The 26,827-nt window shown below is 74.4% G+C and carries 26 protein-coding genes; 11 read left to right on the top strand and 15 right to left on the bottom strand.

The genetic code is table 11. The features are described from left to right. Positions 1–151: 151 nt before the first annotated feature. From HPT28_RS16495 to HPT28_RS16475, 5 genes are all read right to left on the bottom strand, one after another. A complete protein-coding gene (locus tag HPT28_RS16495; protein ID WP_219091862.1) occupies positions 152–682 on the bottom strand; it encodes a hypothetical protein in 531 nt (176 codons plus the stop codon). Positions 683–806: 124 nt separating this feature from the next. Then, positions 807–1,391: a hypothetical protein gene (locus tag HPT28_RS16490; RefSeq protein WP_219091861.1), complete on the bottom strand. Its 585-nt coding sequence runs from the start codon at positions 1,389–1,391 to the stop codon at positions 807–809. Continuing rightward, entirely contained in the window at positions 1,384–1,935 is a 552-nt protein-coding gene (locus tag HPT28_RS16485) for a SigE family RNA polymerase sigma factor (protein WP_219091860.1), read from the bottom strand. The genes HPT28_RS16490 and HPT28_RS16485 overlap by 8 nt, the downstream gene beginning before the upstream one ends. Before the next feature lie 144 nt (positions 1,936–2,079). Then, positions 2,080–2,937 (bottom strand): ABC transporter permease, encoded by an 858-nt coding sequence (locus tag HPT28_RS16480; protein ID WP_219091859.1) that lies wholly within the window; start codon positions 2,935–2,937, stop codon positions 2,080–2,082. Further along, positions 2,934–3,860, bottom strand: a complete 927-nt coding sequence (locus HPT28_RS16475) for an ABC transporter ATP-binding protein (RefSeq protein ID WP_219091858.1) — start codon at positions 3,858–3,860, stop codon at positions 2,934–2,936. The genes HPT28_RS16480 and HPT28_RS16475 overlap by 4 nt, the downstream gene beginning before the upstream one ends. Positions 3,861–4,050: 190 nt before the next feature. Here HPT28_RS16475 and HPT28_RS16470 point away from each other — a divergent pair, with 190 nt between their 5' ends. Both HPT28_RS16470 and HPT28_RS16465 read left to right on the top strand, forming a co-directional pair. Next, positions 4,051–5,253, top strand: coding sequence for a sensor histidine kinase (locus tag HPT28_RS16470; RefSeq protein ID WP_257578749.1), 1,203 nt, complete (start codon positions 4,051–4,053; stop codon positions 5,251–5,253). After that, positions 5,250–5,915, top strand: coding sequence for a response regulator transcription factor (locus tag HPT28_RS16465; RefSeq protein WP_219091856.1), 666 nt, complete (start codon positions 5,250–5,252; stop codon positions 5,913–5,915). Before HPT28_RS16470 ends, HPT28_RS16465 begins: the two co-directional genes overlap by 4 nt. Positions 5,916–6,075: 160 nt before the next feature. Here HPT28_RS16465 and HPT28_RS16460 read toward each other — a convergent pair whose 3' ends face one another. The 5 genes from HPT28_RS16460 to HPT28_RS16440 all read right to left on the bottom strand — a co-directional run bounded on the left by HPT28_RS16460 (position 6,076) and on the right by HPT28_RS16440 (position 12,796). After that, positions 6,076–7,881, bottom strand: coding sequence for a serine hydrolase domain-containing protein (locus HPT28_RS16460; protein WP_219091855.1), 1,806 nt, complete (start codon positions 7,879–7,881; stop codon positions 6,076–6,078). Between the two features lie 26 nt (positions 7,882–7,907). Continuing rightward, the gene (locus HPT28_RS16455; protein ID WP_308119308.1) at positions 7,908–9,224 is read right to left on the bottom strand and encodes a DUF1343 domain-containing protein; all 1,317 of its coding nucleotides are present in this window, start codon (positions 9,222–9,224) and stop codon (positions 7,908–7,910) included. After that, the gene (locus HPT28_RS16450) at positions 9,221–11,068 is read right to left on the bottom strand and encodes a glycoside hydrolase family 3 protein (protein ID WP_219091854.1); all 1,848 of its coding nucleotides are present in this window, start codon (positions 11,066–11,068) and stop codon (positions 9,221–9,223) included. Before HPT28_RS16450 ends, HPT28_RS16455 begins: the two co-directional genes overlap by 4 nt. 54 nt (positions 11,069–11,122) lie before the next feature. Continuing rightward, positions 11,123–11,794: a peptidoglycan recognition family protein gene (locus HPT28_RS16445; RefSeq protein WP_219091853.1), complete on the bottom strand. Its 672-nt coding sequence runs from the start codon at positions 11,792–11,794 to the stop codon at positions 11,123–11,125. A gap of 99 nt (positions 11,795–11,893) precedes the next feature. Further along, positions 11,894–12,796 (bottom strand): lysozyme, encoded by a 903-nt coding sequence (locus tag HPT28_RS16440; RefSeq protein WP_219091852.1) that lies wholly within the window; start codon positions 12,794–12,796, stop codon positions 11,894–11,896. A gap of 630 nt (positions 12,797–13,426) precedes the next feature. Between HPT28_RS16440 and mgtE the strand changes: the two genes are divergently transcribed. The 3 genes from mgtE (at position 13,427) to HPT28_RS16425 (ending at position 16,155) form a co-directional block, all read left to right on the top strand. Then, complete coding sequence (gene mgtE / locus HPT28_RS16435) at positions 13,427–14,794, top strand: magnesium transporter (protein WP_219091851.1); 1,368 nt, start codon at positions 13,427–13,429, stop codon at positions 14,792–14,794. 76 nt (positions 14,795–14,870) lie between these two features. Further along, on the top strand, positions 14,871–15,704 hold the full coding sequence (locus tag HPT28_RS16430; RefSeq protein ID WP_219091850.1) for a metallophosphoesterase: 834 nt from the start codon (positions 14,871–14,873) through the stop codon (positions 15,702–15,704). 25 nt (positions 15,705–15,729) lie between these two features. Further along, on the top strand, positions 15,730–16,155 hold the full coding sequence (locus HPT28_RS16425) for an ASCH domain-containing protein (RefSeq protein WP_219091849.1): 426 nt from the start codon (positions 15,730–15,732) through the stop codon (positions 16,153–16,155). Between the two features lie 13 nt (positions 16,156–16,168). On the opposite strand, the gene HPT28_RS27465 is transcribed toward HPT28_RS16425, so the two are convergent. The 3 genes from HPT28_RS27465 to HPT28_RS16410 all read right to left on the bottom strand — a co-directional run bounded on the left by HPT28_RS27465 (position 16,169) and on the right by HPT28_RS16410 (position 19,633). Continuing rightward, positions 16,169–17,365: a helix-turn-helix transcriptional regulator gene (locus HPT28_RS27465; protein WP_219091848.1), complete on the bottom strand. Its 1,197-nt coding sequence runs from the start codon at positions 17,363–17,365 to the stop codon at positions 16,169–16,171. A 64-nt stretch (positions 17,366–17,429) separates the two neighbouring features. After that, positions 17,430–18,893: a HAMP domain-containing sensor histidine kinase gene (locus HPT28_RS16415; RefSeq protein ID WP_219091847.1), complete on the bottom strand. Its 1,464-nt coding sequence runs from the start codon at positions 18,891–18,893 to the stop codon at positions 17,430–17,432. Beyond that, a complete protein-coding gene (locus HPT28_RS16410) occupies positions 18,884–19,633 on the bottom strand; it encodes a response regulator transcription factor (RefSeq protein WP_219091846.1) in 750 nt (249 codons plus the stop codon). The genes HPT28_RS16415 and HPT28_RS16410 overlap by 10 nt, the downstream gene beginning before the upstream one ends. 236 nt (positions 19,634–19,869) lie before the next feature. Between HPT28_RS16410 and HPT28_RS16405 the strand changes: the two genes are divergently transcribed. The 6 genes from HPT28_RS16405 (at position 19,870) to HPT28_RS16380 (ending at position 25,739) form a co-directional block, all read left to right on the top strand. Next, on the top strand, positions 19,870–21,207 hold the full coding sequence (locus tag HPT28_RS16405) for a cation:dicarboxylate symporter family transporter (RefSeq protein WP_219091845.1): 1,338 nt from the start codon (positions 19,870–19,872) through the stop codon (positions 21,205–21,207). A gap of 103 nt (positions 21,208–21,310) precedes the next feature. Then, positions 21,311–22,102: a LuxR C-terminal-related transcriptional regulator gene (locus HPT28_RS16400; protein ID WP_219091844.1), complete on the top strand. Its 792-nt coding sequence runs from the start codon at positions 21,311–21,313 to the stop codon at positions 22,100–22,102. 127 nt (positions 22,103–22,229) lie between these two features. Further along, positions 22,230–23,633: a cation:dicarboxylate symporter family transporter gene (locus HPT28_RS16395; RefSeq protein WP_219091843.1), complete on the top strand. Its 1,404-nt coding sequence runs from the start codon at positions 22,230–22,232 to the stop codon at positions 23,631–23,633. A gap of 167 nt (positions 23,634–23,800) precedes the next feature. Next, on the top strand, positions 23,801–24,451 hold the full coding sequence (locus HPT28_RS27460) for a LuxR C-terminal-related transcriptional regulator (protein WP_219091842.1): 651 nt from the start codon (positions 23,801–23,803) through the stop codon (positions 24,449–24,451). A gap of 198 nt (positions 24,452–24,649) precedes the next feature. After that, positions 24,650–24,829, top strand: a complete 180-nt coding sequence (locus HPT28_RS16385; protein ID WP_219091841.1) for a hypothetical protein — start codon at positions 24,650–24,652, stop codon at positions 24,827–24,829. A gap of 106 nt (positions 24,830–24,935) precedes the next feature. Continuing rightward, a complete protein-coding gene (locus HPT28_RS16380) occupies positions 24,936–25,739 on the top strand; it encodes a thioesterase II family protein (RefSeq protein WP_219091840.1) in 804 nt (267 codons plus the stop codon). On the opposite strand, the gene HPT28_RS16375 is transcribed toward HPT28_RS16380, so the two are convergent. After that, positions 25,729–25,962 (bottom strand): hypothetical protein, encoded by a 234-nt coding sequence (locus tag HPT28_RS16375; protein ID WP_219091839.1) that lies wholly within the window; start codon positions 25,960–25,962, stop codon positions 25,729–25,731. The genes HPT28_RS16380 and HPT28_RS16375 overlap by 11 nt on opposite strands. Before the next feature lie 76 nt (positions 25,963–26,038). Further along, positions 26,039–26,827 (bottom strand): CAP domain-containing protein (locus HPT28_RS16370; RefSeq protein ID WP_257578746.1); only part of this gene is annotated, 789 nt, incomplete at its 5' end.

Raw genomic sequence — 26,827 nt, 5'->3', positions numbered from 1 at the left:
GGCTCCGCTCCGCTGAGCCGTCGTCAGGTCCTGTGCTCGGTTGGTGATCGCTGCGTCCCCCGTCGAGACCGTCCGCCGTGGCCCGCCGTTCACCCCGGGGTACCCCCGTACCCCCGGGGCGGAACGTGCGGATGGGGCTCGGCCCGTCGGCTCAGGAGGTGTACAGCGACTTCAGCCTGGTCACGTTTCCCTCGCCGTCGAAGCTCAGGTCGTACCCGGTGCGCGGACGGGCGTCGGCCTCCTGGGCCGTCAGTCGGCTGACGAACTCGGCCTGCGAGTACGACGTGGCCCGGCTGTCGTCGCCGAGCGGTACCGACAGCAGCACCTGGGCCTCGTCCGCCAGGGGGACCGTGGTGTAGGGGCCCTCGCCCGGCACCACGATCCACGCCTCGTGCGGCTCCGTCATGGCCTCCTTCTCGGCGGGCCGCACCGAGACGTAGGTCTTGCCGTCCTCGGTCCAGGCGTTCTCGATCTGCACGAACTGCTTGGTGCCCGCGAAGGGGGCCTCGTCGGCGGGCGCCGAGGCGTCGTCCGAGGCCGGGGCCGCGGAAGGCTGCGTCGACACCGACGGTTGGGGGGCGGCATCCGTACCGTCGTCGCTGCCGCACCCGGTCAGGACGGCGGCGCCGAAGGCGACGGCGACGAGGCAGTGCACGGCGGTGCGGCGGTGTGAGATGCGCATGGTCAAGGCTCCCTTGGGTCAGGAGTGGATCTGGATACGTGACCTCTACGCACCGGCCCGCCCGGTGGGTTGCATGCGGATCCGAAGAATCTTCGGACGGCCCGCCCGGACGCCGGTCCCGGGCTCACCGGGAGAGCCAGTAGGCCTCCCGCAGCGACTGCACCCGGCCGTCGCTGTCGTAGTCGATGGAGAGAATCCACCGCGGTCCGTCGTCCAGCTTCTCCACGAGCTGGTCCAGCTCCATTTCACCGGGCTCGCCGTCCGTCAGCTCCCGCGTCTCGACCGGCGTTCTCCCCGGCAGGGTCAGCGTGTGCACCACACCGGTGGGCTCCGTCGAGTCCCCGACGGCGCGGAGCTGCTCGACGGTGATCCGCACCGCGTCGCCCCGCGTCACCGCGTCGTACACGTAGCCCAGTTCGGTCGCGTACTCCTGGCCCGCGGAGGGTGAGGGCGGCGTGAACGGCGAGGAGCTCGGCGACGGGTCGACGGCGGCCGGTTCCGGCTTCCAGGGGGCCGCGGCCAGCGTGACGCCGCCCACGGCCAGCGTCACGGCCAGCAGCACGCCGCCGGACGCTGCGGCCGCGCGCTTGCGGCGCCGGCGCTGTTCGCCGCGCGCCCGGATGTGCTCCGCGGCCAGCGGCGACGCATGCCGCCGCCCCGACTCGGCGATCTCGGCGAGGTAATCCTGCAGCCCAGTCTCGTCAGCCATGACGCACCTCCGACAGCCCACTCGTCCGCGGATCAAGCTCGGTATCGGCCAGGAGCTTCGCCAGGGCGGCGCGGCCCCGGCTCAGCCGCGCCTTGACCGTGCCGACGGGGCAGTCGGTCTCGGCGGCCACCTGGTCGACCGACAGGTCGCACAGGTGGTGGAGCACGACGGCCCGTCGCTGCGCCTCGGGGATCTTCCGCAGCGCCTGGACCAGCAGCACGTGGTGCGGCTCCGGGGGCGGTACCGAGGGGGGCGGGCCCTGGCGCCGGACGAGGGCCAGCGCGGTGCGCATCCGCCGGAACCGGCTGACCGCCAGCCGCCAGGCCACCGTGCGCACCCACGCCTCGGGGGCGCCGTCCAGATCCAGCGCGCTCCGGCGTTCCCACGCCCGCGCGAAGGCCTCCTGGACCACGTCCTGAGCCTCGGCCAGATTGCCCGTCATCGCGTAGAGCTGCCCGATGAGCCGGCTGACGCTCGCGGCGTAGAAGGCGTCGAACGCGTCTTCGTCGGTCTCCCGTGCCCGCGGTTCGTCCAGCGGTCTCATACGCCCCCCACAAGCTGCACCGTGCCCCGTGCCACTCGAAGGGCCCGACGACAGGAACGCACTCTAACCCCGGGCCCGGGTGTGGAGGCAGCTCCCCCTGCCGTTGACCACGGTGTATGAGCTGGAGGCGGTCTCGTCGGGCGGTCAGACGTCGCGGTGTCGGATGACGAGGACGGCGAGGGCGACGGCGACGAGGGGCCAGAGGAGGTAGACGGCCCAGGAGCCCGGAACCGTGGCGGTGTGGGCGAGGAGGGAGTCGGGGTCGGGCTCCCACGGCTGGACGAGGCGACGCCAGGCGGAGACGGGCATCGCGTGGTTGACCACGGCCGTCCAGCGCGTGCCCTCGGAGAAGACCGGAGGGAGCATCAGCAGGACCAAGGCGCTGGTGGTCATGGTGGCGGCGGCGTGCCGGAGCAGGACGCCGAGGCCCAGGCCGACCAGCGCGCACACCGGGGCCAGCAGCGCGGAGGCCGCCAGGGCCCGGTACACCCCGGGGTGGCTGAGCGGGACGCCGGCGTCCCGGCCGTCGAGGATGGCCTGGGAGACGAGGAAGGACCCGGTGGAGACGGTCACGCCGACGGCCGTCCAGAGCCCGGCGACGACGACCGCCTTGGCCAGCACCACCGAGCCCCGGGCGGGGACGGCCACGGTGGTGGTGCGGATCAGGCCGCTGCCGTACTCGCTGACGACGGTGAGGGCCCCGGCCCCGGCGGCGATGAGGATCAGCGTCCAGTAGCCGCCCGGCGGATAGGCGGAGGAGGGGATGAAGACGGCGGCGTGCCGAGCCCCGGCGACGGGCTCGGGGAGGTCGTCGTACAGCGTCAGTGCCGACACGGCGGCCGCGCCGATGACGGTCAGGACGGTGAGGGCGATCGTCCACGGGGTGGAGCGCAGCGAGCGCGTTTTGATCCACTCGGCGGCCAGCAGGTCCCGGAAGCGGGTGGGGGGCTCGACGGCGGGGGTGGGGGAGGTGGTCGCTGCGGTGGGGGCCGGTGTGGTCATCGGGAGTGTCCTGCCAGGTATTCGACGCTGTCGGCGGTGAGTTGCATGAAGGCCGCCTCCAGCGAGGCCGTCCGGGGGGTCAGTTGGGTGAGCGGGATGCGGTGGTCGAGGGCGAGGGCGCCGATCCGCTCCGCCGGGAGCCCCGTCACGGTGAGCTGCCCGGCGCCGGGCCGGCCGTCCGGTTCGACGGAGGCGCCGGCGGCGGTCAGCACCGCCGTCAGTTCGGTCGCCCGGGGCGTGCCCACGACCACGGTGCGGCGGGGGTGGGCGGCGCGGTCGGCGAAGGCGCGTACCGGCTCGGCGGCGAGGAGGCGTCCCCGGCCGATGACGACGAGGTGGTCGGCGGTGTTCTCCATCTCCGACATCAGATGGCTGGAGAGGAAGACCGTGCGGCCCTCGGCGGCCAGCCGCCGGAAGAGGCGGCGGGCCCACAGGACGCCCTCCGGGTCCATGCCGTTGACCGGTTCGTCGAACATCAGCACGGGCGGGTCGCCGAGCAGGGCGGCGGCGATGCCGAGCCGCTGCTTCATGCCGAGGGAGAATCCGCGGATGCGGCGGTTCGCCGCCTCGGTCAGGCCCACTTCGCGCAGCACCTCGTCCACCCGGCCGGGCGGGATGGCGTTGCTGCGGGCGAGGGCGGACAGTTGGGCCGCGGCGGTGCGCCCGCCGTGCACCTGGGTGGCGTCGAGGAGGGCACCCACGTGCCGAAGCCCGCGCGGCCGGGTGCGGAAGGGGACGCCGTCGACGGTGGCCGTGCCGCCGGTGGGCGCCTCCAGGCCGAGGAGCATGCGCAGGGTCGTGGTCTTGCCGGCTCCGTTGGGCCCGAGGAATCCGGTGACCTGGCCCGGCCGCGCGGTGAAGGACAGTGCGTCGACGGCGGTCTTGCCGCCGTAGCGCTTGGTGAGGTCTTCGACGTTGATCACGGGTCAAGCCTGGCCGTGGGAGCCCGTCCGGGACATGGGGCCGTGGGCGGCAACAGCGGACGCGGTTCCGCCCACGGGCGTACGTCCCCGGGACGATGCCGGGGCGGGCGGGGGCTGGTTAGCCTCGCGGGATGGACGCCCTACCGCAGCTCGGACCCTGTGTACGCCCGCCCGCACGGCCATGCCGCCGATGAGGGGAACGAGGGCTCTGGCCTGGTCCGGGGGCGTCCTGTACGTCCTCTCCGTGGTCCTGCTGCTGGGGGGCGCGCCGCGCGCCCCGGGCGCGGTCCACGGCGCCGGAACACTGCTCGCCGCAAGCCTTCTCGCCGGGCTGCTGCGCCGGACGCCGCCCCTCGCGCTGGCGCTGACACTCCTTGGCTCCGTCGCCGTCGTGACCTTCCGCCCAGCCCCTGTCCCACCGGACCTTTCCGGGTCGTACGTGGGGGAGTTCCTGTCCTTTCTGGCCGTGGACGCCGTGCTGGGCTTCATCGTCGCCACCCGCACGCGCGGGGCTTCGTTCCTCGCCTTCGCCGTCGCCCTCGTCGTGCAGGTTCTGCTCCTCGGCGGCTTCGCGCACGGGGACACCCTGACCGTCAACGCGGTGATCGCGCTGCTGGTGATGGCCGCGGCCTGCATGGTCGGGCTGCTGAGCCGGGAGCGGCGCGCGCACGCGGCGGCGTTGCGCTCGCAGGAGGTGGCCGAGGCCGTGACCGCCGAACGGCTGCGGATCGCGCGCGAGTTGCACGACATGGTCGCCCACAGCATCGGCATCATCGCCATCCAGGCCGGGGTGGGCAGCCGGGTCATCCGCACCCAGCCTGAGGAGGCCGGTGCGGCGCTGCGCGCCATCGAGGTCACCAGCAGGGAGACGCTCTCGGGCCTTCGGCGCACGCTGGTGGCCCTGCGCCGCGCCGACGCGGACACGGCGGCCTCGGAGCGGGAGGCGGGGGAGGCGCTCGCCCCCTCGCCGGGCCTGGCGGACGTCGAGCGGCTGGCGGCGACGACGGCCGAGGCCGGGGTACACGTCGACGTCCGCACGAGCGGGACGCCGCGTCCCCTGCCGCCGGACGTCGACCTGTCGGCCTTCCGTATCGTGCAGGAGGCGTTGACCAACGTGGTCCGTCACGCGGGCACCGGGTGGTGCCGGGTGACCATCGAGTACGGGGACGAGGAACTGCGCGTGGAGGTCGTGGACGACGGCCGGGGGGCGGCCCGGGCTACCGGGGGCGGTGTCGGCGGCACCGGCCATGGCTTCGGCCTCGTCGGCATGCGGGAGCGGGTCGGGCTGCTGCACGGTGACCTCAGCGTGGGGGCCTGCCCGGAGGGTGGCTTCCGGGTGGCGGCCCGGCTGCCCCTCCCCGTGGCCGTGGGAACCCCGGTGGCCGACCGGTGAGTATCCGGGTCGTGCTCGCCGACGACCAGCCGCTGGTGCGCTCCGGGCTGCGCGTCATCATGGCCGACCATCCGGACCTGGAGGTGGTCGGCGAGGCCGCCACCGGGGCCGAGGCCGTGCGTGTGGCCGCGGAAGTCGCCCCCGATGTCGTCGTGATGGACATCCGGATGCCGGGGATGGACGGGATCGAGGCCACCCGGCTGATCTCGGCCACCCGGTCGGGAACCCGCGTGCTCGTCCTGACCACCTTCGACGAGGACGCTCACGTCTACGGCGCGCTGCGGGCGGGGGCGAGCGGGTTCGTCGTCAAGGACATGGAGTTGGACGACATCCTCGCCGCCGTGCGGGTCGTCGCCGGCGGTGACGCGCTGATCGCGCCGGGCGTCACCCGCCGTCTCATCGCGGACTTCGCCGCGCGCCCGGAGGCGGCCGTCCCGCGGCGCCCGACCCGGCCGGTCGAGGGCATCACCGAGCGGGAACGGGAGGTGCTCACGCTGATCGGACGCGGCCGGTCGAACACCGAGATCGCCGACGAGCTGTTCATCTCGGTGGCCACGGCCAAGTCGCACGTGTCACGGCTGCTGACCAAGCTGGACGCCCGGGACCGGGTGCAGCTCGTGATCACCGCCTACGAGCTGGGTCTCGTCTCGCCGACGGGCTGACGGGCCCCCGCCCGTACCGGGAGGGTGCCGTCGGGGCCGCCCCTCCTCCGCCACGCCCTGGAGGCGGGCTGGCCGCTCCGGGAGGAGCGCGGCCGGGCCGGGGCGTTGACGGAGGAGGAACAGCGGGCCCTGCGGGAGCACCTCGGTCGCGGAGGCGGTGCTACGCGCGGCTGCGTGACCAGGAGTCGGCGCGCAGGCGGGCGGCGTCGGCGGGGCGGGTGTCGTCGAAGAGCAGCCGGCGGCCCGCCGTGACGCGGAGGCGGTCGACGTGGACGCCGCGGCCCGCGTAGCCGCCGTCGACGAAGTAGGCCCAGCGGATGTGGGTGGTGGACGGTGGAAGGGTGGCGGAGGCGTCGAGCCAGCGGCGGCCGGAGTAGCCGTGGAAGGTGCCGTCGGTGCGCCAGCGGTGGCCGTCGGCCTCCAGGGTGAGGGGGACCGGGGTCCAGGTGGCGCCGCCGTCGGACGAGGCCGCGAAGGTGCCGGTGTCGTAGTCGGGTTCGGTGTCGTACCAGAGGTGGAAGGCCGTGCGGGCGGTGGTGCCGGGCGGGCAGGCCAGGGGCGCGGTCAGGGTGGCCGTCGTGCCCTCGGCCGGGTGGGCGCGCCAGGCGGTGCGGCCCGTGGTGGGGCGGATGGGCAGGGCGTGGGCGAGGGCGCGGGTGGGACGGCGGCGGTAGGCGCTGTTGGTGCCCCGGGCCCGGGTGGGGTGGACGCGGTTGGTGAGCAGGACGAAGACCATGCGCGTGACCGGGTCCACGGTGACGCTCGTGCCGGTGTATCCGGTGTGGCCCGCGGTCACCGGGGTCGTCAGGGCGTCCATGTACCAGCGCTGGTTCACCTGCCAGCCCAGGCCACGGCCGGAGGCGTGGTGATCCGTGAGGACGGCGCGCACGGAGTCCTCGGACAGGACGCGGGTGCGGCCGTAGCGTCCGCCGTCGGCGAGCATCTGGGCGAAGACGGCCATGTCGTACCCGGAGGAGAACAGCCCGGCGTGGCCCGCGACGCCGCCGAAGGACCAGGCGTTCTCGTCGTGCACCGTGCCGCGCACCATGCCCCGGCCGGTCCACGGTTGGTACTCGGTGGCGGCGACGCGGTGGTGCTCGGCGGCGGGCGGGTTGAACCGGGTGTCGCGCAGCCCGAGGGGCCCGGTGACGCGGTCGGCGATCAGGGCGTCCAGGGCCGTGCCCGTGGCCCGTTCCATGAGCGCGGCGAGGGTGATCATGTTGAGGTCGGAGTAGGCGTATCCGGTGCCGGGCGGGCGTTGCAGGGTGGAGGTGTAGACGGCGTCCATGCGGGCGGCGTCGTCGGGCAGCGCGTAGAGGTTGAGCCAGGGGACGAGGCCCGAGCGGTGGACGAGGAGGTGGCGGACGGTGATGGCGGCCTTGGCCCGGTCCGCGGCGGCGAACTCGGGGAGGTAGCGGGCGGCCGGGGCGTCGAGGTCGAGGACGCCCTGCTCGGCGAGTTGGACGGCGACGGTGGAGGTGAACAGCTTGGTGACGGAGGCGAGGTCGAAGAGGGTGTCCTCGGCCATGGGCACCCACTGCTCGGGCGGCAGCTCGACGGGCGTGTCCCGCTCCTCGTCCCAGCTCGCGTAGCGCAGGGCGTGGCCCCGGGCCTCGTGGCTGACGACGATGCCGTCCCGCACGGCGAGGAGGACGAACCCGGGGAAGGACGGGGCGGGGCGGCCGGGCGAGGGGCGCGTGAACGCCTCGGCCTCGTCGGCGATCCGGTGGACCTGCGCGGGGACGAGGCCCGCCTCGGCGGCGCCGCCGTACCGCAGCGGGCGGGAGACGGCGGGGAAGCGGAGGTCGGCCGGGGTGATCGTGGGCGGGCCGGCGGCGAGCGGAGCCGCCGGGGCCGCGGCGGTGAACGCCGGGGGCGTGGCGGCGGCCGGGACCGCGCCGGCCAGGCCGGTGGCGCCTGCCGCGCCCGCCGCCGCGCCGAGGTGGAGGAACTGTCTGCGTTTCATTGCGGGGGAAGCCTCCGGAGGGGGTGTCAGCGGTAGAGCAGGTGCTGGGCGCGCAGACGGCGGAAGGCGCGGAGGTCGTCCTGCCACAGGGCGGTGACGTCGTCCGCGTCGGCGCCGTCCTCGATGGCGAGGCGTACCGCGCGGTTGCCGCTCAGCCGGTCCAGCCAGAAGCTGTCGCCGCCGTCCTGGGCGCGCCAGCCGTAGCCGGGGAAGAGGCGCCGCTGCTCGACGATGAGGGTCAGCGCGGTGTGGATGGGGTCGAAGGCGTCCGGGTCGGTGACCTGGAGTTCGACGCCGCCGCAGGTCCGGCCCGCCCACTTGGAGAACGTCGGCTTGAAGTAGGCCTCCCGGAACCGGACGCCGGGCAGTGACCGGGCGGTGAGCGCCTCCTGCCAGCGGTGGTCGACATCGGGGGCGCCGAGCAGGTGGAAGGGGAGGGTGGTGCCGCGTCCCTCGGAGAGCGCGGTGGCCTCGGTGTAGCAGGTGCCGGCGTAGAGCCGGGCGGTGGCGACGCTCGGCATGTTGGGGGAGGGGGCGACCCAGGGCAGGCCGGTGGCCTCGTAGCCCTCGCGCCGCCGCCAGCCGGAGAGCCGTTCGACGTGCAGGTCGGCGCGGCGTCCGCCGGTGGCCTCCGGTACGAAGACGGCGTTGAACAGCCCGGCGAGCTCGCCGACCGTCATGCCGTGCCGCTGGGCGATGGGTTTCAGCCCGACGAAGCTCGCGTTCTCCGGGTGCAGCACCGGCCCGGTGGCCTCGCGCCCGGAGACCGGGTTGGGGCGGTCGAGGACGACGAACCGCAGGCCGAGCTCGGCGGCGGCCTCCAGGGCCAGGTACATCGTCCAGATGTAGGTGTAGAACCGGGCGCCGACGTCCTGGATGTCGAACACGACGGTGTCCAGGTTCAGTTCGGCGAACCGTTCGCGCATCCGGGTCGCGTTGTTGTAGGCGTTGTAGACGGGCAGGCCGGTCTTCTCGTCGAGGAAGAAGTCCTCGCCCTCGCCCGCCTGGGAGGTGCCGCGGAAGCCGTGCTCGGGGCCGAAGACGGCGACGAGGTCGACGGCGGCGTCCTCCGTCATGACATCGACGACGTGCCGCAGCTCGGCGTCGACGCCGGTGGGGTTGGAGATGAGGCCGACGCGCTGCCCGGCCAGCGCGGCGTACCCGCCGCGGCGCAGCGTCTCGAACCCGGTGCGCACGCGCGGCCCCCGGCCCGGGGCCGCGGCGGCCGACGCCCCCGGTGCGCCGGCCGCCAGCGCCGCCGCGCCCGTGAGCGCCGCGGAGCCCGTCAGCAGGCTCCGGCGTCGCGGGCCCCGGCGCCTCTCGGGGTGCTCGCGGCCGCTCACCGGTCGTACCCCAGTCCGTGGCCGAGCGGGAACAGGGGTTCCTCCGGGTTCTCGGCGGTCGGGATCATGACGGGCAGTGTGCCCTGCGGCGCCGTCTCGCCGAGCAGGACGCGCGCGGCGGACTCCAGCGCGCCCGCCCCGTAGGAGTAGGTGGCGAGATGGGTGGCCGCCTCCGGGTAGCGGGCGATGTCGTAGGGACGGCCGACGGCGAGGGTGACGACGGGCTTCCCGGTCTCCAACAGGGCGCGGACGAGCCGGGCCTGTCCGGGGGCGGTGGCGGCGCCGCGCGTCGTGACGACGACGGTGTCGTGGCCCTCGGCCGCCGCGACGGCCGCCTCGATGGCGGCGCCGTCGGGGTCGGAGCCCGCCCAGTGCGCGGTGGCGGTCACGCCGCGGGCGTCGAGGTGCCCGGCGAGCCGGGCCGTCGTCGTGGAGCCCCAGCCGGTGACGAGGACGCTGCGGCCGTCGCGGGCGAGCGGGAGCAGCCCGTCGTCGTTCTTCACGAGCGTGGTGGTGCGGTCGGTGATGCGCTGGGCGGCGGCCAGGTGGTGCGGCGGTCCGACGCGCTCGGCCACCTTCGTCACGTCGGCGAAGGGCCGCTCCACGATGCCCCGTTCGTACTTGAGGGTCAGCACGCGGCGCACCGAGCGGTCGATGCGTTCCTCGGTGAGCTCGCCGGAGGCCACGGCGTCCAGGACGGCGTCGTACGCGGCCGGCAGGTCCGGCGGCATGAGGAGGAGGTCCACGCCCGCCCGCAGGGCCCGCACGGGCACTTCGTGGTCGGGGTAGGTCTTCCGCACCCCGGCCATGGACAGCGAGTCGGTGACGACGACGCCGTCGTAGCCCAGTTCCTCGCGCAGCAGCCCGGTCATGATGGGCTCCGAGAGGGTGGCGGGGGCGCCGGAGGGGTCCAGCTCCGGGAACTGGATGTGGGCGGTCATGACGGCCCCGACCCCGGCCTCCACGGCCTCGGCGAACGGCGGGGCGTCGACGCTCCGCCACTCCTGGAGGGTGTGGTGGATGACGGGCAGGTCGGTGTGGCTGTCCACGGTGGTGTCGCCGTGGCCGGGGAAGTGCTTGGCGGTGGCCGCGACGCCGTTCGGGCCGCCGGACTGGGCGCCCCTGACCTGGGCCGCCGTCAGCTCGGCCGCGAGATCCGGGTCGCCGCTGAAGGAGCGGACGCCGATGACGGGGTTGGCGGCGTTGACGTTGACGTCGGCCACGGGGGCGTAGTTCTGGTTGATGCCGACGGCGCGCAGTTCCCGGCCCGCGATCCTGGCGGCCTCGCGGGCGTCGCTCGCCCGGCCGGAGGCGCCGAGGGCCATGTTGCCGGGGAACTGCGTGGCCGGGGGGCCGAGCCGGGTGACGATGCCGTGTTCCTGGTCGGTGGAGATGAGCAGCGGCACGTCCGTCCCGCTGTTCAGGGCCGCCCGCTGCAGCCCGTTGGACAGCCCGGCGACCTGGTGCGGCTCGCGCAGGTTGTCCGACCAGGCGAAGTAGATGACGCCGCCGAGGTGGTACTCCGCCACGGCCTCGGCGCCGTTGTCGACGCCGAGCCACCGCTGGTTGCGGGCGACGTCGTCGGGGTCGGTCGTGTCCGCCGTCTCGCCGTAGGCGTAGGTGACGAAGAGCTGACCGACCTTCTCCTCCAGCGTCATCCGGTCGAGTTGACCGTCGACCCACCGGGCCGTGTCGTCCCCGCCGCCGTCACGGGCCCCGGCGTCCCCGGGGCCGCCGTCCCCGGCGAGAGCCGGGGCGGCGGTGAGGAGCAGGGCACCGGCGGCTGCCAGGGCCGTGAGCGATCTGCGGAAGCGGCCTGTGGGCCGCTGCCTGCCGTCGTGCATGGGGTCTTCCTTCCGGGCGGTGGCGTGACGGGACCGAGGGGCGGGGGCGGGGCGTCAGCTCAGCTCGGCGGCCACCTCCTCCCGGAGCCGGGGCAGCATGTCCTGGAGGACGCCGGGGCAGAGGGTGTCGCCGAAGTCCTGGTGGCCGTAGATGCGGTGCGACGGGATGCCGTACTGCTCGCAGACGTGGGCGCACAGGATCACCAGCACCTCCCACTGGGCGTCGGGCGGTGTCGCGCCCTCGTGGTAGGAGCCCTCGTTCGCGATGCCGATGGCCTGGTTGTTCTGGCCGTAGGTGTGGGCGCCCTGCACGAGCCCCCAGCCGGCCTGGAGGGTGCTGAGGCTCTGGTGCCGCCCCTCGGTGATCCACCCGCCGCGGCTGTTGACGAAGTGGTAGCCGGTGTCGGTCCAGCCGTTGCGGTCCTGGTGGACGTACTGGACCCAGCGAGCGTGCGCGTGGGCCTGAGCACGGGAGAAGTCGTTGGTGTTGGCGCTCACCGTGTGGTGGACGATGATCTTGTCGGGGCGCTTGGAGAGGACGGTGATCGAACCGTTCGGCGGATTCGCGCCCCACTCCCGGGTGCTGTCGATGTCCGGTTCGAGGGCGGAGGCGGACGGTCCGCCGGCGGCCGCGGCGGCCGTGGCGTGGGCGAGCCCGGCGGCGGTGGTCAGCCCCGCCGCCCCGGCGACGAGCAGACCGCGTCGGCTGAGGTTTCCGAGGTCCATGGGGACTCCCTGGCGTGGTGCCGGGTGCCGGGGCGCGGTCGGGCCGGTCGCGGCCGTTCCGCACCCCGGCACCCGGTCACGGATGAGGTGGGGGCGTCGTCAGGCGGTGTTGTTCGCCAGGGCGAGCAGCCGGCTCATCGAGCCGTTGAACTTGTTGCGGTCGACGTCACCTGAGACCCCGCCGACCCGGCCGGTCGCGGTGTACTGCCAGAACGTCCAGGTCGGGAAGCCGCTCGGGATGGTGGGGCTGGAGACGTGCCAGTGCGCGACCCACAAGGGCGCCTTGTCGTACATGCCGCTCCAGTATCCGGTGCAGGTGTTCCACCAGCTCGCCGTCGTGTAGATGACGATGTCGCGGCCGGTCCGGTACTTGTAGGTGGTGTAGAAGTCGTAGATCCAGTTGCGCATCTGGGTCGTCGACAGCCCGTAGCACATCGAGCCGGAGGGATTGTGCTCGATGTCCAGGACGCCGGGGAGCGTCTGGCTGTCCGCGGACCAGGCGCCGCCGTTGCTGGCGAAGAAGTTGGCCTGGGTGGCGCCGCTGGAGTAGTTGGGGCGCGCGAAGTGGTACGCGCCGCGGACGAGGCCCGCGTAGTACGCGTTCGTGTAGTTCTGCCCGAACCGCGAGTCCTTGAAGCTGGTGCCCTCGGTGGCCTTGATGTAGGCGAAGTCGATGCCCGCGGCCCTGACCGAGTTCCAGTTGATGTAGCCCTGCCAGTGCGAGACGTCGATGCCCTGGACGCCGCTGGTGTCCGCCGGAGTGATGTCAGTGTCGTGGCCGGAGTCGCGCCCCTGCTCGATGCGGGTGCCCACGCCCATGTAGGCGTGGCCCGGCTCCACGCGCTCGCCCGGCCCGGGTGGCCTGGGCGGCTGCGCGGCGGAGGCGGGGACGGCGAGGGTGAGGACGAGGGCGATCACGGCGGTGACCACGCCGAGGAGCGCGGCCGTCCGGGGCCGGGGTCGACGGGTGTGGCGGGGGGAGGGCGATCTGTACGCGGGCATGGCGCTGCCTCCTGGCACGGCGTGGGGGTGGGCCGGGACTGCACACGATCAGTGCTCTCGATCACTGCTCTCGACTGGCTGAATTCGCCATGAGCACGACACGATTACTGCACGCGCGTAGACCGCCGTAAAGAGGCTTCGCGCAAAACTCTGGTCCAGTCCTCTGGTGACGACGCTGAGCAGGCGCGCTTCCGCCCGGTTGGCCGAAACTTTCCGCTCTGAAGGGGAGGTTGGAGCATCTTCCGGGGGCTCGTCCGCCGGTCCGGCGGCCGTCGCCGCATCCCGCCGGAGACCTCGGGACCCCCGTCCGCCGGCGGCCGTCGCCCCGCCCGGCCGGGCGTCGGCTGCCGTCGGGACGAGGCGGCGGTATTCTGCAACGGCACCCGGGAGGGTGCGGAGCCGGACCGTCCGCGGCGCACCGCGGACCGTCGGGCGGAAGCGAGCCGGAGCGAGTCGGAGCGAGTCGGAGGAGGTGGCGCCGTGGGCCTGCGCAGATGCGGCGAACCTCCCAGTCGGTCACCGCGCGGCGCCACCGTCCCGCATCCCTAGCGGTGCGACAGTGGTCGGTGGTGCCCCGCGGTAGGCCCCCCTGCCCGACCAGAACCACGCCGCAGTGCTGAGGACGTTCCCATGCCGCAGAGCTCCGTCACGGACGAACTCCACCCCGACCTGCCCGAATCGCTCCAGGACATAGTGGAGAACAAGCACCTCCACACCGCGCTGGAGTGGCTGGAGACCCACCCTCCGCACATCATCGCGGACGAGCTGGCGCGCATGGACAACGTGACGGCGGGGGTCGCCTTCCGGCTGCTCGACAAGGACCGGGCGCTCGACGTCTTCGAGGAGCTCGAACCCGTCGACCAGCAGGCGATCCTGGAGGGCCTGCGCGACCACACCTTCCGCGAGCTGGTCGAGGGCATGGACCCGGACGACCGCGCGCGGATGCTGCGGGAGGCCCCGGCGAAGGTGGCCAAGCGCGTGCTCGCCGGGCTGAGCGCGCACGAGCGCCGCATGACCGCCGCCCTCCTCGGGTACCCCGAGGGCTCGGTCGGCCGCTACATGACACCCGAGGTGGTGGCCCTGCCACAGGACCTCACCGTCGAGCAGGCGCTGCGTACCGTCCGGGAGAAGGGCGCGCACGCGGAGACCGTCTACACGCTCCCCGTGGTGGACGGCGGCCGCCGCCTCACCGGCATCGTCGAGCTGCGCGAGCTGGTGCTCAGCCCGCCCGGCACGATGCTCTCCTCGCTCGTCGTCAGCGAACCTCCCTTCGCCCGGGCCACCGACTCCGCCGAGCAGGCGGCCCGGCTGATGCGCGAGACCAACGACCTCAACCTGACCGTCGTGGACAGCGAGGACCGCGTCGTCGGCCTGTTCACCTTCGACGACGCCGACGAGGTCATCGAGGCGGCCGACACCGAGGACGTGGCGCGGCAGGCCGGTGCCGCGCCCTGGGCGGGCCACTACATGGCCGCCGGGGTGTGGCAGCTCGCCCGCTACCGCGCCCTGTGGCTCTCCCTGCTGCTGGTCGCGGCAACCCTCACCGTCACCGTGACCCGGGCCTTCGAGGGCACGCTCGAACAGGTCGCGGCCCTGGCCATGTTCATCCCCATGCTCATCGGCGCGGGCGGCAACGCGGGCGCCCAGGCCGCCACCGCCTGCGTGCGCGCCATGGCCGTCGGCGAGGTGCGCGGCTCGGACCTGCTGAAGGTGATATGGCGTGAGTGCCGTGTCGGCACCGTGCTCGGCGGCCTGCTGGCCGGGCTCGGCGTCGTGGTGGCGGCGGCGTTCGTCGGGGCGAAGATCGCCGCCGTCGTCGGCATCACCCTGGTGCTGATCTGCGCCTGGGCGGCCACGATCGGCGGCACCATGCCACTGCTGGCCAAACGGCTGCGCATCGACCCCGCGGTCGTCTCCGCGCCCATGGTCACCACCCTCGTCGACGCGACGGGGCTCGTCATCTACTTCCTCACCGCGAAGGCCGTACTCGGTGTCTGACGCGTCGGCCGCGTTCCAACTCCCCCGGTCCGGGGGAGGGGTGACGCGAGCACGGGACAGCACGTAGGTTCGGATCATGCCGGACGGAAAGCTCTGGGCGATCAGCGATCTGCACGTCGCCTACGAGGAGAACCGCAAGATCGTCGAGGGGCTGCGGCCCGAGTCGCCGGACGACTGGCTCATCGTCGCCGGAGACGTCGGCGAGCTGATGGCCGACATCACCTGGGCGTTGGAGCTCCTCGCGGGCCGCTACGCCCGGGTGATCTGGACGCCGGGCAACCACGAGCTGTGGACGCCCAAGGACGACCCGGTGCAGCTGCGCGGAGAGGCCCGCTACCGCCACATCGTGGAGCTGTGCCGCGGCATGGGCGTGCTCACCCCCGAGGACCCGTACGCCCGGTGGACGGGCCCCGGCGGCCCCCTCGTCATCGCACCCCTCTTCCTGCTGTACGACTACAGCTGGCGCACCCCGGGCGCGCGGACGAAGGAGCAGGCGCTCGAAGAGGCCTACGACACGGGCGTCGTGTGCAGCGACGAGTTCCTCCTCCACCCGGACCCGTACCCCTCGCGCGACGCCTGGTGCCGGGCCCGCGTCGCCGCCACCGGGCAGCGGCTCGCCGCCTGCGACCCCGAGGTGCCCCTCGTCCTCGCCAACCACTACCCGCTCGTGCGGGAGCCGACCGACATCCTGCGCTTCCCGCAGTTCGCCCAGTGGTGCGGGACGGACCTCACCGCCGACTGGCACCTGCGGTTCCCGACGCACACGATGGTCTACGGCCACCTGCACATTCCGCGCAGCACCCGCCACGACGGTGTCCCGTTCGAGGAGGTCTCCGTCGGCTACCCCCGCGAGTGGCAACGCCCCGGCCACCCGCGCAACGTGCCCCGGCAGATCGCCCCCGTGCCCTGAGCGCCGCCCGCGCTAGGCTGCCCGGATGACGCACCCCGACGAGCTGCCCAGGGCCGAGTTCGCCTTCCCCGGCCCGCTGCGCGACCAGCTGGTCGCCGCCATCCTCTCCGGCGCCAAGACGTCGACGACGAGCCTGGCCGCCGCGTACGACGCCGGCGAGGAGCCGCTCCCCGTCGTCGGGGAGCGCCGGGCCGTCGTGGACTCCCGGGACCGGCCCGTCGCCGTCATCGAGGTGACCGGGGTGCGCAGGCTCACCGTGGGAGAGGTCGACCTCCAACACGCCCTCGACGAGGGCGAGAACCACACGACGGTGGCCCAGTGGCGCGCCGAGCACGAGCGCTTCTGGCACAGCGAGCCGGTGCGCCGGGAGCTGGGCGACCCGCACTTCACCGTCACCGACGCCACCCCCGTCATCGCCGAGCGCTTCCGGGTCGTGGAGGTTCTCGGGTGACCCTTGCGGACGTCTAGGACATCCGCAGGTCGACGGGGAGTTCCTGGCGGCGGGAGATGTCCAGCTTGCGGTACACCCGGGTGAGGTGCTGCTCGACGGTGCTGATGGTGACGAACAGCCGGCCCGCGATCTCCCGGTTGGTGTAGCCGTGCGCCGCGAGGGCCGCCACCCGCTGTTCGGAGGTGCTCAGCAGGGAGCGCGCCCGGGCGCCCGGGGTGAGGAGGCCGGGGCCGTGTCCGTCGCCGGGTGTGGGGGCGGCCGGGCGCGACCGTCCCGCCAGGCCGGGCGCGATCTCCTCGCACAGGGCCTCGGCGCCGCAGCTCTGCGCCAGCCCCCATGCCCGGCGCGTCAGCGCCCCGGCCCGGCCGGAGACACCCTGCTCGCGCAGCGAGGCGGCCAGGTCCGCCAGAGCGCGGGCCAGCTCCAGCCGGTCCCCGGAGCGGCCCAGCGCCTCGGCCGCCTGCTCCAGCAGGCCCGTCCGGCGCCGGGGCTCGACGCTCGCCGCCCAGGCGCGCAGCGCCAGCCCGCGCACCCAGGGCAGATGCCCCTCGGGCCCCGCGAGCTGCTGCCGGGCGAGCTGCTCGGCCCGCACCGGCTCACCGATGCGCACGAGGGCGAGGGCCGCGTCCGACCGCCACGGCAGCACCGAGGGGCGGTCGGCCGAGCGGGTGCGGGCGACCCGGCCGGCCTCCGTGAAGTCGCCCAGCGCCGCGTGGAACCGGCCGGTGGCCAGGGAGTGCCGCCCGCGCGCCCGCAGATACGCCAGCCCCCGGGCGGAGTCGAGCAGCTCCGGTGGCACCGGGCGGTCCAGCAGCCGCCCGGCCGCCGTATGCCGCCCGAGACCCGTGCGGGCCAGCACCAGGGCCGCCACCGGGGCCAGGGCGAACGCGTCGCCACTGCCCTCGGGCAGGCACCCCATGGCCTTGACGGCGGCCTGCTCGGCGTTGCGCACATCGCCCTGGCGCAGAAGGAGTTCGGCGTGCACGGTCCCGAACACCGCCGCCCAGCCCGCGATGCCGCGCCGGACCGACTCGTCGCGCAGCGCGGTGCACCACGGCACCGCCCGCTCCGGCTCCCCGGCGGCCGACAGCGCCCGCAGGGCCCGAACGAGCACGGGCACCGTCGGACCACCGAGGCGGGTGTCGCGCAGCACGCTCTCGGCGTCGGCCACGTGCCGCGCCAGGCCGTTCTCCCGTTCGCTGAGCCTCATGCCCGAAACAGTGCCCGCAGCACCCGGTCCACCGGGTAACCCGGGCACCGGCTTCCGCCGACACTTACGTGAACAGTCCGCCAATACCGGCGGGCCGGCCGAGCCTCCCGCCCCTGTCCTCCTCCGCGCCGCCCCCGCCCTCGGCGCCGCGCTGAACGGGCGCGGCCTGGGCCAGGTACAGGGTGGCGCACAGGCCCTCGCCGGGGGCGCCGCCGAGTTCGAGGCGGCCGCCGCAGGAGGCGACCAGCTTGGCCGCGATGGACAGGCCGATGCCGCTGCCCCCGCCGGACTGCTCCGTGCCCCGCCAGCCGCGGGTGAGCGCCGCCTCCCGCTCGGCGGGCGTCATCCCCGGCCCCTCATCCCGCACCCGGATCTCCAGGCGGGTGCCGAGGGTGATGCCGACGTGGACGTCACTGCCCTCCGGGGCGTAGGTGAGCGCGTTGTCGAGGAGCACGTCCGTGGCCTGCTCCACCGCGCCCGTGCGGGCCAGGGCCCAGGCCTGCCGGGGCCGGTCGAGCCGCAGCCGGATCGTCCGCCGCTCCGCGACGGCGGCCCAGCCCCGCACGCACTCCTCGACGACCGCGCACACGTCGACGACCTGGGTGCTGGGCCGCGCCCGGCTGCCGCGGGCGTGCTCCAGCATGTCGGTCAGCGTCCGGTCCAGCCGGTCCACGTCGGCCAGCAGCCTGGCGTGCCGCTCCCCGGCGGCCTCCGGCGCCACCCCGGCGAGGGTCTCGATCCGCAGCCGCAGGGCGATCAGCGGGTTGCGCAACTGGTGTGCCACGTCGGCCAGGACGTGGTGCTGCTCCTCGGCGATGCTCTGCAGGGTGGCGGCCAGCCGGTTGACGTCCTCGGCGAGCCGGTTCACGTCATGGCCCTGGAAGCGGGCCTCGGCGCGCAGGTGGTAGGCGCCGTCGGCGATGGCGCGCAGCGTGCGCCGCACGCGCCGCAGGTCGTGGGCCGAGCGGCGGTGCAGCAGCACCGCGGGCAGCAGAGAGCCGCCGAGGCCCAGCGGCCACAGGACCGCCAGCCCCGCCCACACCGTCAGCACCCGGTCCCGGGCCGCGTCGCAGGGCCGCTGGACGAGGAGGACCGGGCCCCCGCCGTCCCCGCCGCCGCCCAGGGCGAGCCGTGCGGAGGCGCACGGGCCACGGGGCGGCAGCAGGGGCGGCGGTGTGCTCCGCAGCCGCCGCGGCTCGCCGCCCGGCGGCGGCGCGGCCAGGGCCGCACGGGCCCGGGCGGGTGTCTCGGCCGTCGTCAGCACCGAACCGTCCGCGCGGCGCACCGACAGCTCGACGCCCTCCCGGCGCGCGAGCCGGTCCAGTGCCTCGGCGGCCCCCGGGCCGTCCAGGGCGCTCTCCCGCCCGGCGCCGCCGAGCCGGGCCTGCGCCGTCGCGGCGGCTGAGGCCACCGCGGCCACCGACTGGCCCTGCACGTACCGTGCGTACAGCCAGCCCGTCGCCGCCAGCGGCAGGGCGAGGACCGTGCCGACGAGGAGTCCGAGCAGGGCGACGTACGTCAGTCGCACGGGAGGTCTTCCCCGGACAGGACCTCGAAGCTGAAGCCGACGCCGCGCAGGGTGCGCAGCCAGCCGCCCGAGCCCAGCTTGCGCCGCAGCGCCGAGACGTGGGCGTCCAGGGTGCGGGAGGTGCCCGGCCACTGGTCGCCCCACACGTGCTCGAGGATGTGGGCCCGGCTGAAGACCCGGCCCGGCGCCCGGGCCAGGAGCGTGAGCAGGTCGAACTCCTTGCGGGTCAGCGGCACGGCGCGGTCGGCCAGCCGGACCTCGCGCCGCCACAGGTCGATCGTCAGCGCGCCCCGGACGATGCGGTGTTCGGCCCCCGGGCGGGCGGCGGTGCCGGGCTCCGGCGGCGGCTCCGCCCCGCCCGGAAGTTCGGGGGCCGGGGGAGCGGCGTCCCGCAGCCGCCGCAGCACCGCCGTCATCCGCGCCAGCAACTCCTGGAGCCGGTAGGGCTTGACCACGTAGTCGTCGGCGCCCAGCCGAAGGCACAGCACCTTGTCCAGCTCGTCGGAGCGCGCGGTGACGGCGATGATGGGAACCCGCAGCCGGGCCCGGACCTGCTGGCACACCTCCAGGCCGTCCATGTCCGGCAGGTTCAGGTCGAGGAGGACGATGTCGCAGTCGGGCTGGGCGGTGAGGGCGGCGGCTCCCGTCGCCACCCGGACCACCTCCCAGCCGTGCAGCCGCAGGCCCTCGGCCAGGGCCTCGGCGACGTCCGGATCGTCTTCGACGAGCAGAGCCTTCATGATCCCCCTGGTGCCTCCGTCGCGCCGGTCACCTGGACGAACGCCGGGCGGCGGACCGCTGTTCCAACTGGCGGTCTCCGGGTGGCGAAGCGCAGATATTACCTGCGTTTCACACTGGCTTGCAGTTACCCGCACGCTGGCCTAGCACGGGCCCCGTAGCGTGCGATCGACCGATTCTGGAACTCCCGGTGTACCGCGCGCGATCCCCGGGACGATGGGGAAGGGGCCGAACGGGCATGGGGACCGCAGCAGGGGGCCGTCGGCCGTGGCACCGCACGCTGACGCTCTGGGTGGTGATCGGCCTCGCGGCCGGCGCCGCGTTCGGCGCGCTCGCGCCGGAGTACGCCGTGCGGACGCGCTTCCTCGCCGACGCCTTCGTGTCCCTGATGACGATGATCATCGCGCCGGTCATCTTCACCACCGTGGTCAGCGGCATCGCCGCCGTCGGCGGCGGACGCCGCCTGGGGAGGCTGTCGTTGAAGGCCATCCTGTACTTCGAGGTGGCCACCACCCTCGCCCTGCTGCTCGGGCTGCTCGCCGGAAACCTCCTCCTCCTGCTCCCCGTCGGACGTGTGGACGACGCCCAGGTCCGCGAGAGCGACGTGGCACCCCTGGAACGGGCGGCCGCGGACTCCGCCGACGGCACGCTCAGCCTCGACTGGATTGTCCCGGAGACCTTCACCGCCGCCTTCACCAGCGGCAACGCCCTCCATGTGCTGCTCGTCGCGGCGCTGTTCGGCACCGCCCTGATGATGTCCGGTGAGCGCGGCAAGCCGGTGCTCGACCTCATCGACCGGCTCGGCCACATCTTCTTCCGCGCGGTGCGCCTGCTGGTCGCCGGCGCGCCCCTGGCCGCGTTCGGCGGCGCCGCCTTCACCGTCAGCCGGTTCGGGCTCGTGCCGCTGCGCAGCCTCGCCTCGCTCGTCCTCGTCTTCTACCTCGCCTGCGCGCTCGTCGTCTTCGTCGGCCTCGGGCTGCTCGCCCGCCTCAACGGCTTCTCGCTGCTGCTCCTCATCCGCTATCTGCGCAGCGAGCTCCTCGTCCTGCTCGGCACCTCCTCCTCCGAGTCCGTCTTCCCGCAGGTCCTGCGCAAGCTGGAGCTGGCCGGCGCGCCCCGGGCCGTCTCCGCCCCCGTCCTCGCGGGCGGCTACTCCCTCCACCTCGTGGGCACCTGCGTCTACCTGACGACGGCCGCGGTCTACCTCGCCGCGGCGGCCGGGGAGCCCCTCTCGCTCGGGGAACAGCTCCTCTTCCTCGCCCTCGCCCTGATCACCTCCAAGAGCGCGGTGGGCGTGACGGGTTCGGGCCTGGTCACCCTCGTGGCCACCATCTCCATCGCGCACTCGGTGCCGCTGGCCGCCGTGGCCCTGGTCATCGGCATCGACCGGCTGATGTCGGAGGCCCGCGCGTTCACCAACCTGCTCAGCAACTCCGTCGCCGCCGTGGTCATCACCCGGTGGGTCGGCCGCCTGGACCGGCGGCGGCTGCACCAGGTGCTCACCGCGCCGAGACCGGCCGACCACCGCCGTCCCGAGGACGATCCGGCCGTCGTCCAGATCAACATCTCCGACTGACCCACGGCACGTCATCCCGCCCGTCCACAGGATGCCGCCCCACCCCACAGCCGAACGCCTCCGTCCGCTCTCCTCAGCCGCCCCCAACCGAGGGAGACCCGCGATGATCACGCTCTCGCCCCACCAGCCGGTCCCGGTGTGGCCGGACGACGCCTCCCCGCGCCCGGACGCCTCCCCGCGCCCGGACGCGCCCCCGCGCCCGGACGCCTCCCCGCGGCCGGACGCGCCCCCGCCCGTGGCCGGACGCGGTGCCGAGGAGGACCCCCTCAGCGCCGCGCTCGCCGCGGCCCGGCACAACGTCGCCCTCGTGTGGGCCCCCGGCACCGCGAGGCCCGAGCCGCCGCGGCGCGAGGCGGAGCCGCTCCACGACCTGCTGCGGCGTTGGGTGCGCGTCAGCGTCCTCTGGGACGAACGTCTGCTGGAGTCGCCCGCCCTCGCCGAGTACGCCCGGCGCCAGGCACGGGCCGGCGCCCAGGTGCGGGTGGCCCGGAACATCCCCGTCACCTTCGCCGTCGTGGACTGCGACATCTCCCTGGTCGGCCCCACGGCGCCGGAGCCCGGGGCGCGGCCGGCGGCGCCACCCGGGCCCGCCGTGTCCGGCTGCCCGGAGACGGTCCACCTGCTCCACTACCTCTTCCTCGGCCTGTGGGAGGCCGCGGCACCCCTGCGCACCGAGGAGCCGGGCCGCCACGACGGGCAGACCAGATCCGTGCTCGCGTTGCTCGCCCAGGGCCTGACGGACCAGCAGATCGCCCACCGGCTGGAGGTGTGCGAGCGCACCGTCGGCCGGACCGTCGCCCGGATCATGGGCGAGCTGGACGCCCGCAGCCGCTTCGAGGCCGGGGTGCGGGCCGCCCGGCTCGGCTGGCTGGAGACCGGCGCCCGCCCGGCCTGAGCCGAGTGCCCCGCCCGGTGGTCGTGCGGCCGTCCGGCATCCGACACCCGCGTCGGACAGCGGCCAACGGCCGCCGCCACCGCCCTCGGGCAGGCATGCTGCTGCGCTGGATGGGGTCACCGGCCGGATGGGAGCTTCGACAGTGAGACGTGACCGAACGCACTACCTCTACCTCGCCGTCATCGCCGCGGTCCTCGCCGGGGTGCTGGTCGGCTTCGCCGCCCCCGGGGTCGCCGTCGAACTCAAGCCGCTGGGCGAGGGGTTCATCGCACTGATCAAGATGATGATCGCGCCGGTGATCTTCTGCACGATCGTGCTGGGCGTCGGCTCGGTGCGCAACGCGGCCAAGGTCGGCACCGTGGGCGGGCTGGCCCTCGGCTACTTCCTGGCGATGTCCACGGTGGCCCTCGCCATCGGCCTGCTCGTGGGCAACCTGATCGACCCGGGCAGCGGCCTCGACCTGACGGACGACGTCCGCGAGGCCGGGGCGGCGAAGGCCGAGGGCGCCAGCGAGGGCACGGCCGACTTCCTGCTCGGCATCATCCCGACCACCCTGATCTCCGCGCTCACCGGCGGCGAGGTGCTGCAGACGCTCCTGGTGGCGCTGCTCGTCGGCTTCGCCCTCCAGGCCATGGGCGCCGCGGGCGACCCCATCGTCCGCGGCATCGGCCACCTCCAGCGCGTCGTCTTCCGGGTGCTGGCGATGATCATGTGGGCCGCGCCCGTCGGCGCGTTCGGGGCCATCGCCGCCGTGGTCGGGGAGACCGGGGTCGACGCGCTCAAGTCGCTCGCCGTCATCATGATCGGCTTCTACACGACCTGCTTCCTGTTCGTCTTCGTCATCCTCGGGCTGATCCTGCGGCTCGTCGCCGGGGTGAACATCTTCGCGCTGCTCAAGTACCTCGGGCGCGAGTTCCTGCTCATCCTCTCGACGTCCTCCTCCGAGTCCGCCCTGCCGCGGCTCATCGCGAAGATGGAACACCTGGGCGTGTCCCGGCCGGTCGTCGGCGTCACCGTGCCGACCGGCTACTCCTTCAACCTCGACGGCACCGCCATCTACCTGACGATGGCCTCGCTGTTCGTCGCCGAGGCCATGGGCGACCCGCTGACCGTCGGCGAGCAGATCTCGCTGCTCGCCTTCATGATCATCGCGTCCAAGGGTGCCGCCGGAGTCACCGGCGCCGGCCTGGCCACCCTGGCCGGCGGCCTCCAGTCGCACCGCCCCGACCTCGTCGACGGGGTGGGCCTCATCGTCGGCATCGACCGCTTCATGAGCGAGTGCCGGGCCCTGACCAACTTCGCCGGGAACGCGGTCGCCACCGTGCTGGTGGGCACCTGGACCAAGGAGATCGACAAGGAGCAGGTCGGCCGGGTGCTGTCCGGGCACAGCCCCTTCGACGAGACGACCATGCTCGACGCCGACCACGACCACGACCACCAGGCCGCCGGGCCCAGGCCCTCGCCTGAGGGCGAGCCGCCCGCGGCCCCGGCGGAGGAGCCGGCGACGGCCGCCTCACCGGGCAAGCGGTGACGCGCTCGCCGTCGTGACGGAGGCCGAGCTGTCCGGTACCGGCTCCCGCTGTCGGATACCGGACAGCTCGGCCCTCCGGGAGCCGGGCGGTGGGAAACCGTGTGACCATCGCCGACGGACCCGACCTTGGCACGGCCGCACCCGGGCATCCGGAAAGGGGGACGACGATGCCTTCGACCGCCCGTACCTCGCGCTGGCTGGACGCCGGTGGCGAACTAGCCCGGGCCACCTCCCGGTTGCTCGGAGCGGGACCGGGCGACGTGCACTGCTACTGGAACTACACCTCGCTCCACGACCCCCTGCTCGACGTGCTGCACGACAGCGGCGCCCGGCTGTGGGACCGCGAGGGCTGGGTCAGCCTCGTCTACCCGTCCGCCGCCCTCGGTGAACCGGCCCTGGCTTCCCGCATCGCCGGGCAGCGCTCCCACGGAATCGACGTCGGCCACCACCCCCGGCTGCCGCCCGGTGCCATGCTGCTCACCGGCCACGGCGCGCTCGTCACCTCCCGGCCCGCCCCCGGCGGCCCCTACGCCGTCGTCGAGGACGCGGCCACCCTCCAGGCCCTGCGGGCGCTGTGGGAACTGGTCCGGCAGGGCACCGAGGCGGTGCCGGCCGACGGCGACCAGCAGCCGACCGAGACGGAGTACCGGGTGCTGGACATGCTCGTGCGGGGCCTCACCGACCGCGCCGTGGCCCGCCGTCTCGGCCTGTCCGAGCGCACGGTGCGCCGCATGGTCGCCCACCTCATGGACCGCCTGGGAGCCGCGAGCCGGTTCGAGGCCGGCGCCCGCGCGGTCGAACGCGGCTGGCTGGACTGACGCCACTGTGAGGGTCCGGCCGGACGCGGCCCGCGCGGCCGCCGTCAGGCGTGGATTGCCGCCGTCGATCCGGAGGACGGCGCCGGTGATGCGGGCGGCCCGCCCGGAGACCAGATCGGAGACCAGATCGGAGACCGGTCCGGCCACCTCCTCGGCGCGGCCCGTGCGGCCCGGGGAGCGTGCTGGAGGGTGCGTTCCATGAGGTCGGGCGGCAGCTCGGCGGTGACGGGGTTCCCCGAGATGATCACCGAGATGCGGCCCGTCGCCGTCGACCTGTACCTCATGACGCGCGAGATGGACGGCGAGACGCGCGTCATGTGGCTCTACCGGCCCGAGCGCGTCGCACCGCCGGTCATGGCCGTGATGATGCGTCAGTGAACCCGGTTCCTCGCCCTGGTGGCCGACCGGCCGGAGCTGTCACCGTCGGCGAGGTGCGCCGGGCGCCGCGGGATGAGAGCCTTGCCGCGGGGGAGGAGACCACACCATGACGACACGCACCCACGACCGGCCCCCGGCCGGTCCGGAGAGCCCCGCCCGCCGCTGGCTGGGCGGCCGGACGCCGGACCCCGAGGCGGCCTTCCGGCTGTACTGCTTCCCCTGCGCGGGCGGCAGCGCGGCCATGTACCGCCGCTGGCAGGAGCGGGCCCCGGCCCACGTCGAGGTCCGCCCGGTGGAGTTGCCGGGCCACGGGCGGCGGCTGGGCGAGGCCCCCTTCCTGGGCCTGCCGCCCCTCGTCCGGGCCCTGACAGAGGACCTCGCCGACGAACTCCACCGCCCCTTCGCCCTCTTCGGGCACAGCATGGGCGGCCTCATCGCCTTCGAGCTGGCGCGGGCGCTGCGGGAGCGCGGCCTCCCGCAGCCCGCGCACCTGTTCATCGCGGCGACCGCGTCCCCGGAGCGGAAGGTCACCCGCACCACGCTGCACGCCGCCTCCGACGAGGAGGTCCTCGACGTGCTCAGGGCCATGGGCGGCACACCCCGGGAACTCCTCGACGACCGGGAGCTGATGGCCCTCGCCATCCCCACCTTCCGGGCTGACTACGCGCTGCTGCACACCTACGAGTACCGGGAGAAGCCGCCGCTCGGCGTCCCGTTCACGGTGCTCGGCGGGGCGGCCGACACGATCACCCCGCCCACCTCGCTGCCCGGCTGGCGCCGCCACACGACCGGCGGCACCGACCTGCGCACGCTGCCCGGCGGTCACTTCTTCGTCCAGGACACCGTTCCCGAGATCATGGCCGCCGTGCGCGCCGCCCTGCCCGTCCACGGTCCGTCCGTCACCGGGTGAGCCCCCCGTGGGCGGGCAGCCCGTGCAGCACCTCGGCGCTCACCCTCACCGTCCGGTCCCCGTCCTCGTACACCAGCCGCGGCCGCAGCGCGGTCAGCAGTTCGGCGCGGGCGTCGTCGTCGGCCTGGGCCCGCGCCATACAACGCGCGGAGGCGGCCGACACGGCGTTGCCGCCGGAAGGAAGGTGGATGTGCGCGGCTCTCCGGCGGCTTCCCGGCGTCACCGGGGGGTCCTGGGGAAACGACGGGTGGGCGCGGGGGGCTCCAGCGGGCGAACGAACGCGGGGACGCCGCGGGCCGTCAGCGTGAGGTGCCGAACACCTGCGTCCACCACGGGCCGCCCGAGCCCGTGTGCCGGCCGATCCCCATCTCCTCGAACGAGCAGTTGAGGATGTTGGCGCGGTGCCCCGGGCTGTTCATCCAGCCCTCTACGACCTCGCTCGCCGTGCGCTGCCCGCGCGCGATGTTCTCACCGTAGCGGGACCACTGGTAGCCCGCCGCGGTGATGCGGTCGCCCGGGTCCTCGCCGTCGGGGTTGGTGTGGTCGAAGAAGCTCCGTGCAGCCATGTCCCGGGAGTGCGCCAGCGCCGCCTCGGCCAGCCGGGAGTTCGTCCGCACCGGCCCGCAGCCCGCCTTGGCCCGCTCGGCGTTGACGAGGCTCTCGACCTCCTCGCCCGTGGACGGCGGCGCGGGGGGCTCCGGCGCCGGGGGCGGCGTCGGGCGGCTCGGCGAGGGGGAGGGTTTCTCGGGCGTGGGTGTGGGCGACGGCGACGGGGACGTGGTGGGGCTGGGGGAGGTGGACGGGCTCGGTGCGCGGGAGGGAGAAGCCTCGGGGGACGAGGGCAGGGGCCCGGTGTCGGGCAGCCCGGCCTCGGTCGGTATCCCGGAGCGGGTCACCGGGGTCGACCCCTCCGGCCACAGCGTCACCAGCCCGATGATCGCGCCGCCGGCGACGAGCGTGGCCACCGTGGCCGTCACCACGCCCGGCCGCGTCGCCCGCCCCCCGCCTGCCGTGGACCGGTGCCGTCCGCCCTCGCCCGCCCCGGCCCCGCGCGCGGCCCCGCCGTCGCCCGGGGACGGGCCCGCACC

The sequence above is a fragment of the Streptomyces sp. JJ38 genome, assembly GCF_019303475.1.
Taxonomy (GTDB): Bacteria; Actinomycetota; Actinomycetes; order Streptomycetales; family Streptomycetaceae; genus Streptomyces.
Note: the sequence above shows the minus strand (reverse complement) of the source record. Positions and strands in the feature narration are given on the sequence as shown.

Bases quoted from the DNA above. Each gene is read 5' to 3' on its own strand.
- HPT28_RS16495 (WP_219091862.1), bottom strand. From the start codon at position 682: ATGCGCATCTCACACCGCCGCACCGCCGTGCACTGCCTCGTCGCCGTC.
- HPT28_RS16490 (WP_219091861.1), bottom strand. From the start codon at position 1,391: ATGGCTGACGAGACTGGGCTGCAGGATTACCTCGCCGAGATCGCCGAG.
- HPT28_RS16485 (WP_219091860.1), bottom strand. From the start codon at position 1,935: ATGAGACCGCTGGACGAACCGCGGGCACGGGAGACCGACGAAGACGCG.
- HPT28_RS16480 (WP_219091859.1), bottom strand. From the start codon at position 2,937: ATGACCACACCGGCCCCCACCGCAGCGACCACCTCCCCCACCCCCGCC.
- HPT28_RS16470 (WP_257578749.1), top strand. From the start codon at position 4,051: ATGAGGGGAACGAGGGCTCTGGCCTGGTCCGGGGGCGTCCTGTACGTC.
- HPT28_RS16460 (WP_219091855.1), bottom strand. From the start codon at position 7,881: ATGAAACGCAGACAGTTCCTCCACCTCGGCGCGGCGGCGGGCGCGGCA.
- HPT28_RS16450 (WP_219091854.1), bottom strand. From the start codon at position 11,068: ATGCACGACGGCAGGCAGCGGCCCACAGGCCGCTTCCGCAGATCGCTC.
- HPT28_RS16445 (WP_219091853.1), bottom strand. From the start codon at position 11,794: ATGGACCTCGGAAACCTCAGCCGACGCGGTCTGCTCGTCGCCGGGGCG.
- HPT28_RS16440 (WP_219091852.1), bottom strand. From the start codon at position 12,796: ATGCCCGCGTACAGATCGCCCTCCCCCCGCCACACCCGTCGACCCCGG.
- mgtE (WP_219091851.1), top strand. From the start codon at position 13,427: ATGCCGCAGAGCTCCGTCACGGACGAACTCCACCCCGACCTGCCCGAA.
- HPT28_RS16430 (WP_219091850.1), top strand. From the start codon at position 14,871: ATGCCGGACGGAAAGCTCTGGGCGATCAGCGATCTGCACGTCGCCTAC.
- HPT28_RS16425 (WP_219091849.1), top strand. From the start codon at position 15,730: ATGACGCACCCCGACGAGCTGCCCAGGGCCGAGTTCGCCTTCCCCGGC.
- HPT28_RS27465 (WP_219091848.1), bottom strand. From the start codon at position 17,365: ATGAGGCTCAGCGAACGGGAGAACGGCCTGGCGCGGCACGTGGCCGAC.
- HPT28_RS16410 (WP_219091846.1), bottom strand. From the start codon at position 19,633: ATGAAGGCTCTGCTCGTCGAAGACGATCCGGACGTCGCCGAGGCCCTG.
- HPT28_RS16405 (WP_219091845.1), top strand. From the start codon at position 19,870: ATGGGGACCGCAGCAGGGGGCCGTCGGCCGTGGCACCGCACGCTGACG.
- HPT28_RS16400 (WP_219091844.1), top strand. From the start codon at position 21,311: ATGATCACGCTCTCGCCCCACCAGCCGGTCCCGGTGTGGCCGGACGAC.
- HPT28_RS16395 (WP_219091843.1), top strand. From the start codon at position 22,230: ATGGGAGCTTCGACAGTGAGACGTGACCGAACGCACTACCTCTACCTC.
- HPT28_RS27460 (WP_219091842.1), top strand. From the start codon at position 23,801: ATGCCTTCGACCGCCCGTACCTCGCGCTGGCTGGACGCCGGTGGCGAA.
- HPT28_RS16385 (WP_219091841.1), top strand. From the start codon at position 24,650: ATGAGGTCGGGCGGCAGCTCGGCGGTGACGGGGTTCCCCGAGATGATC.
- HPT28_RS16380 (WP_219091840.1), top strand. From the start codon at position 24,936: ATGACGACACGCACCCACGACCGGCCCCCGGCCGGTCCGGAGAGCCCC.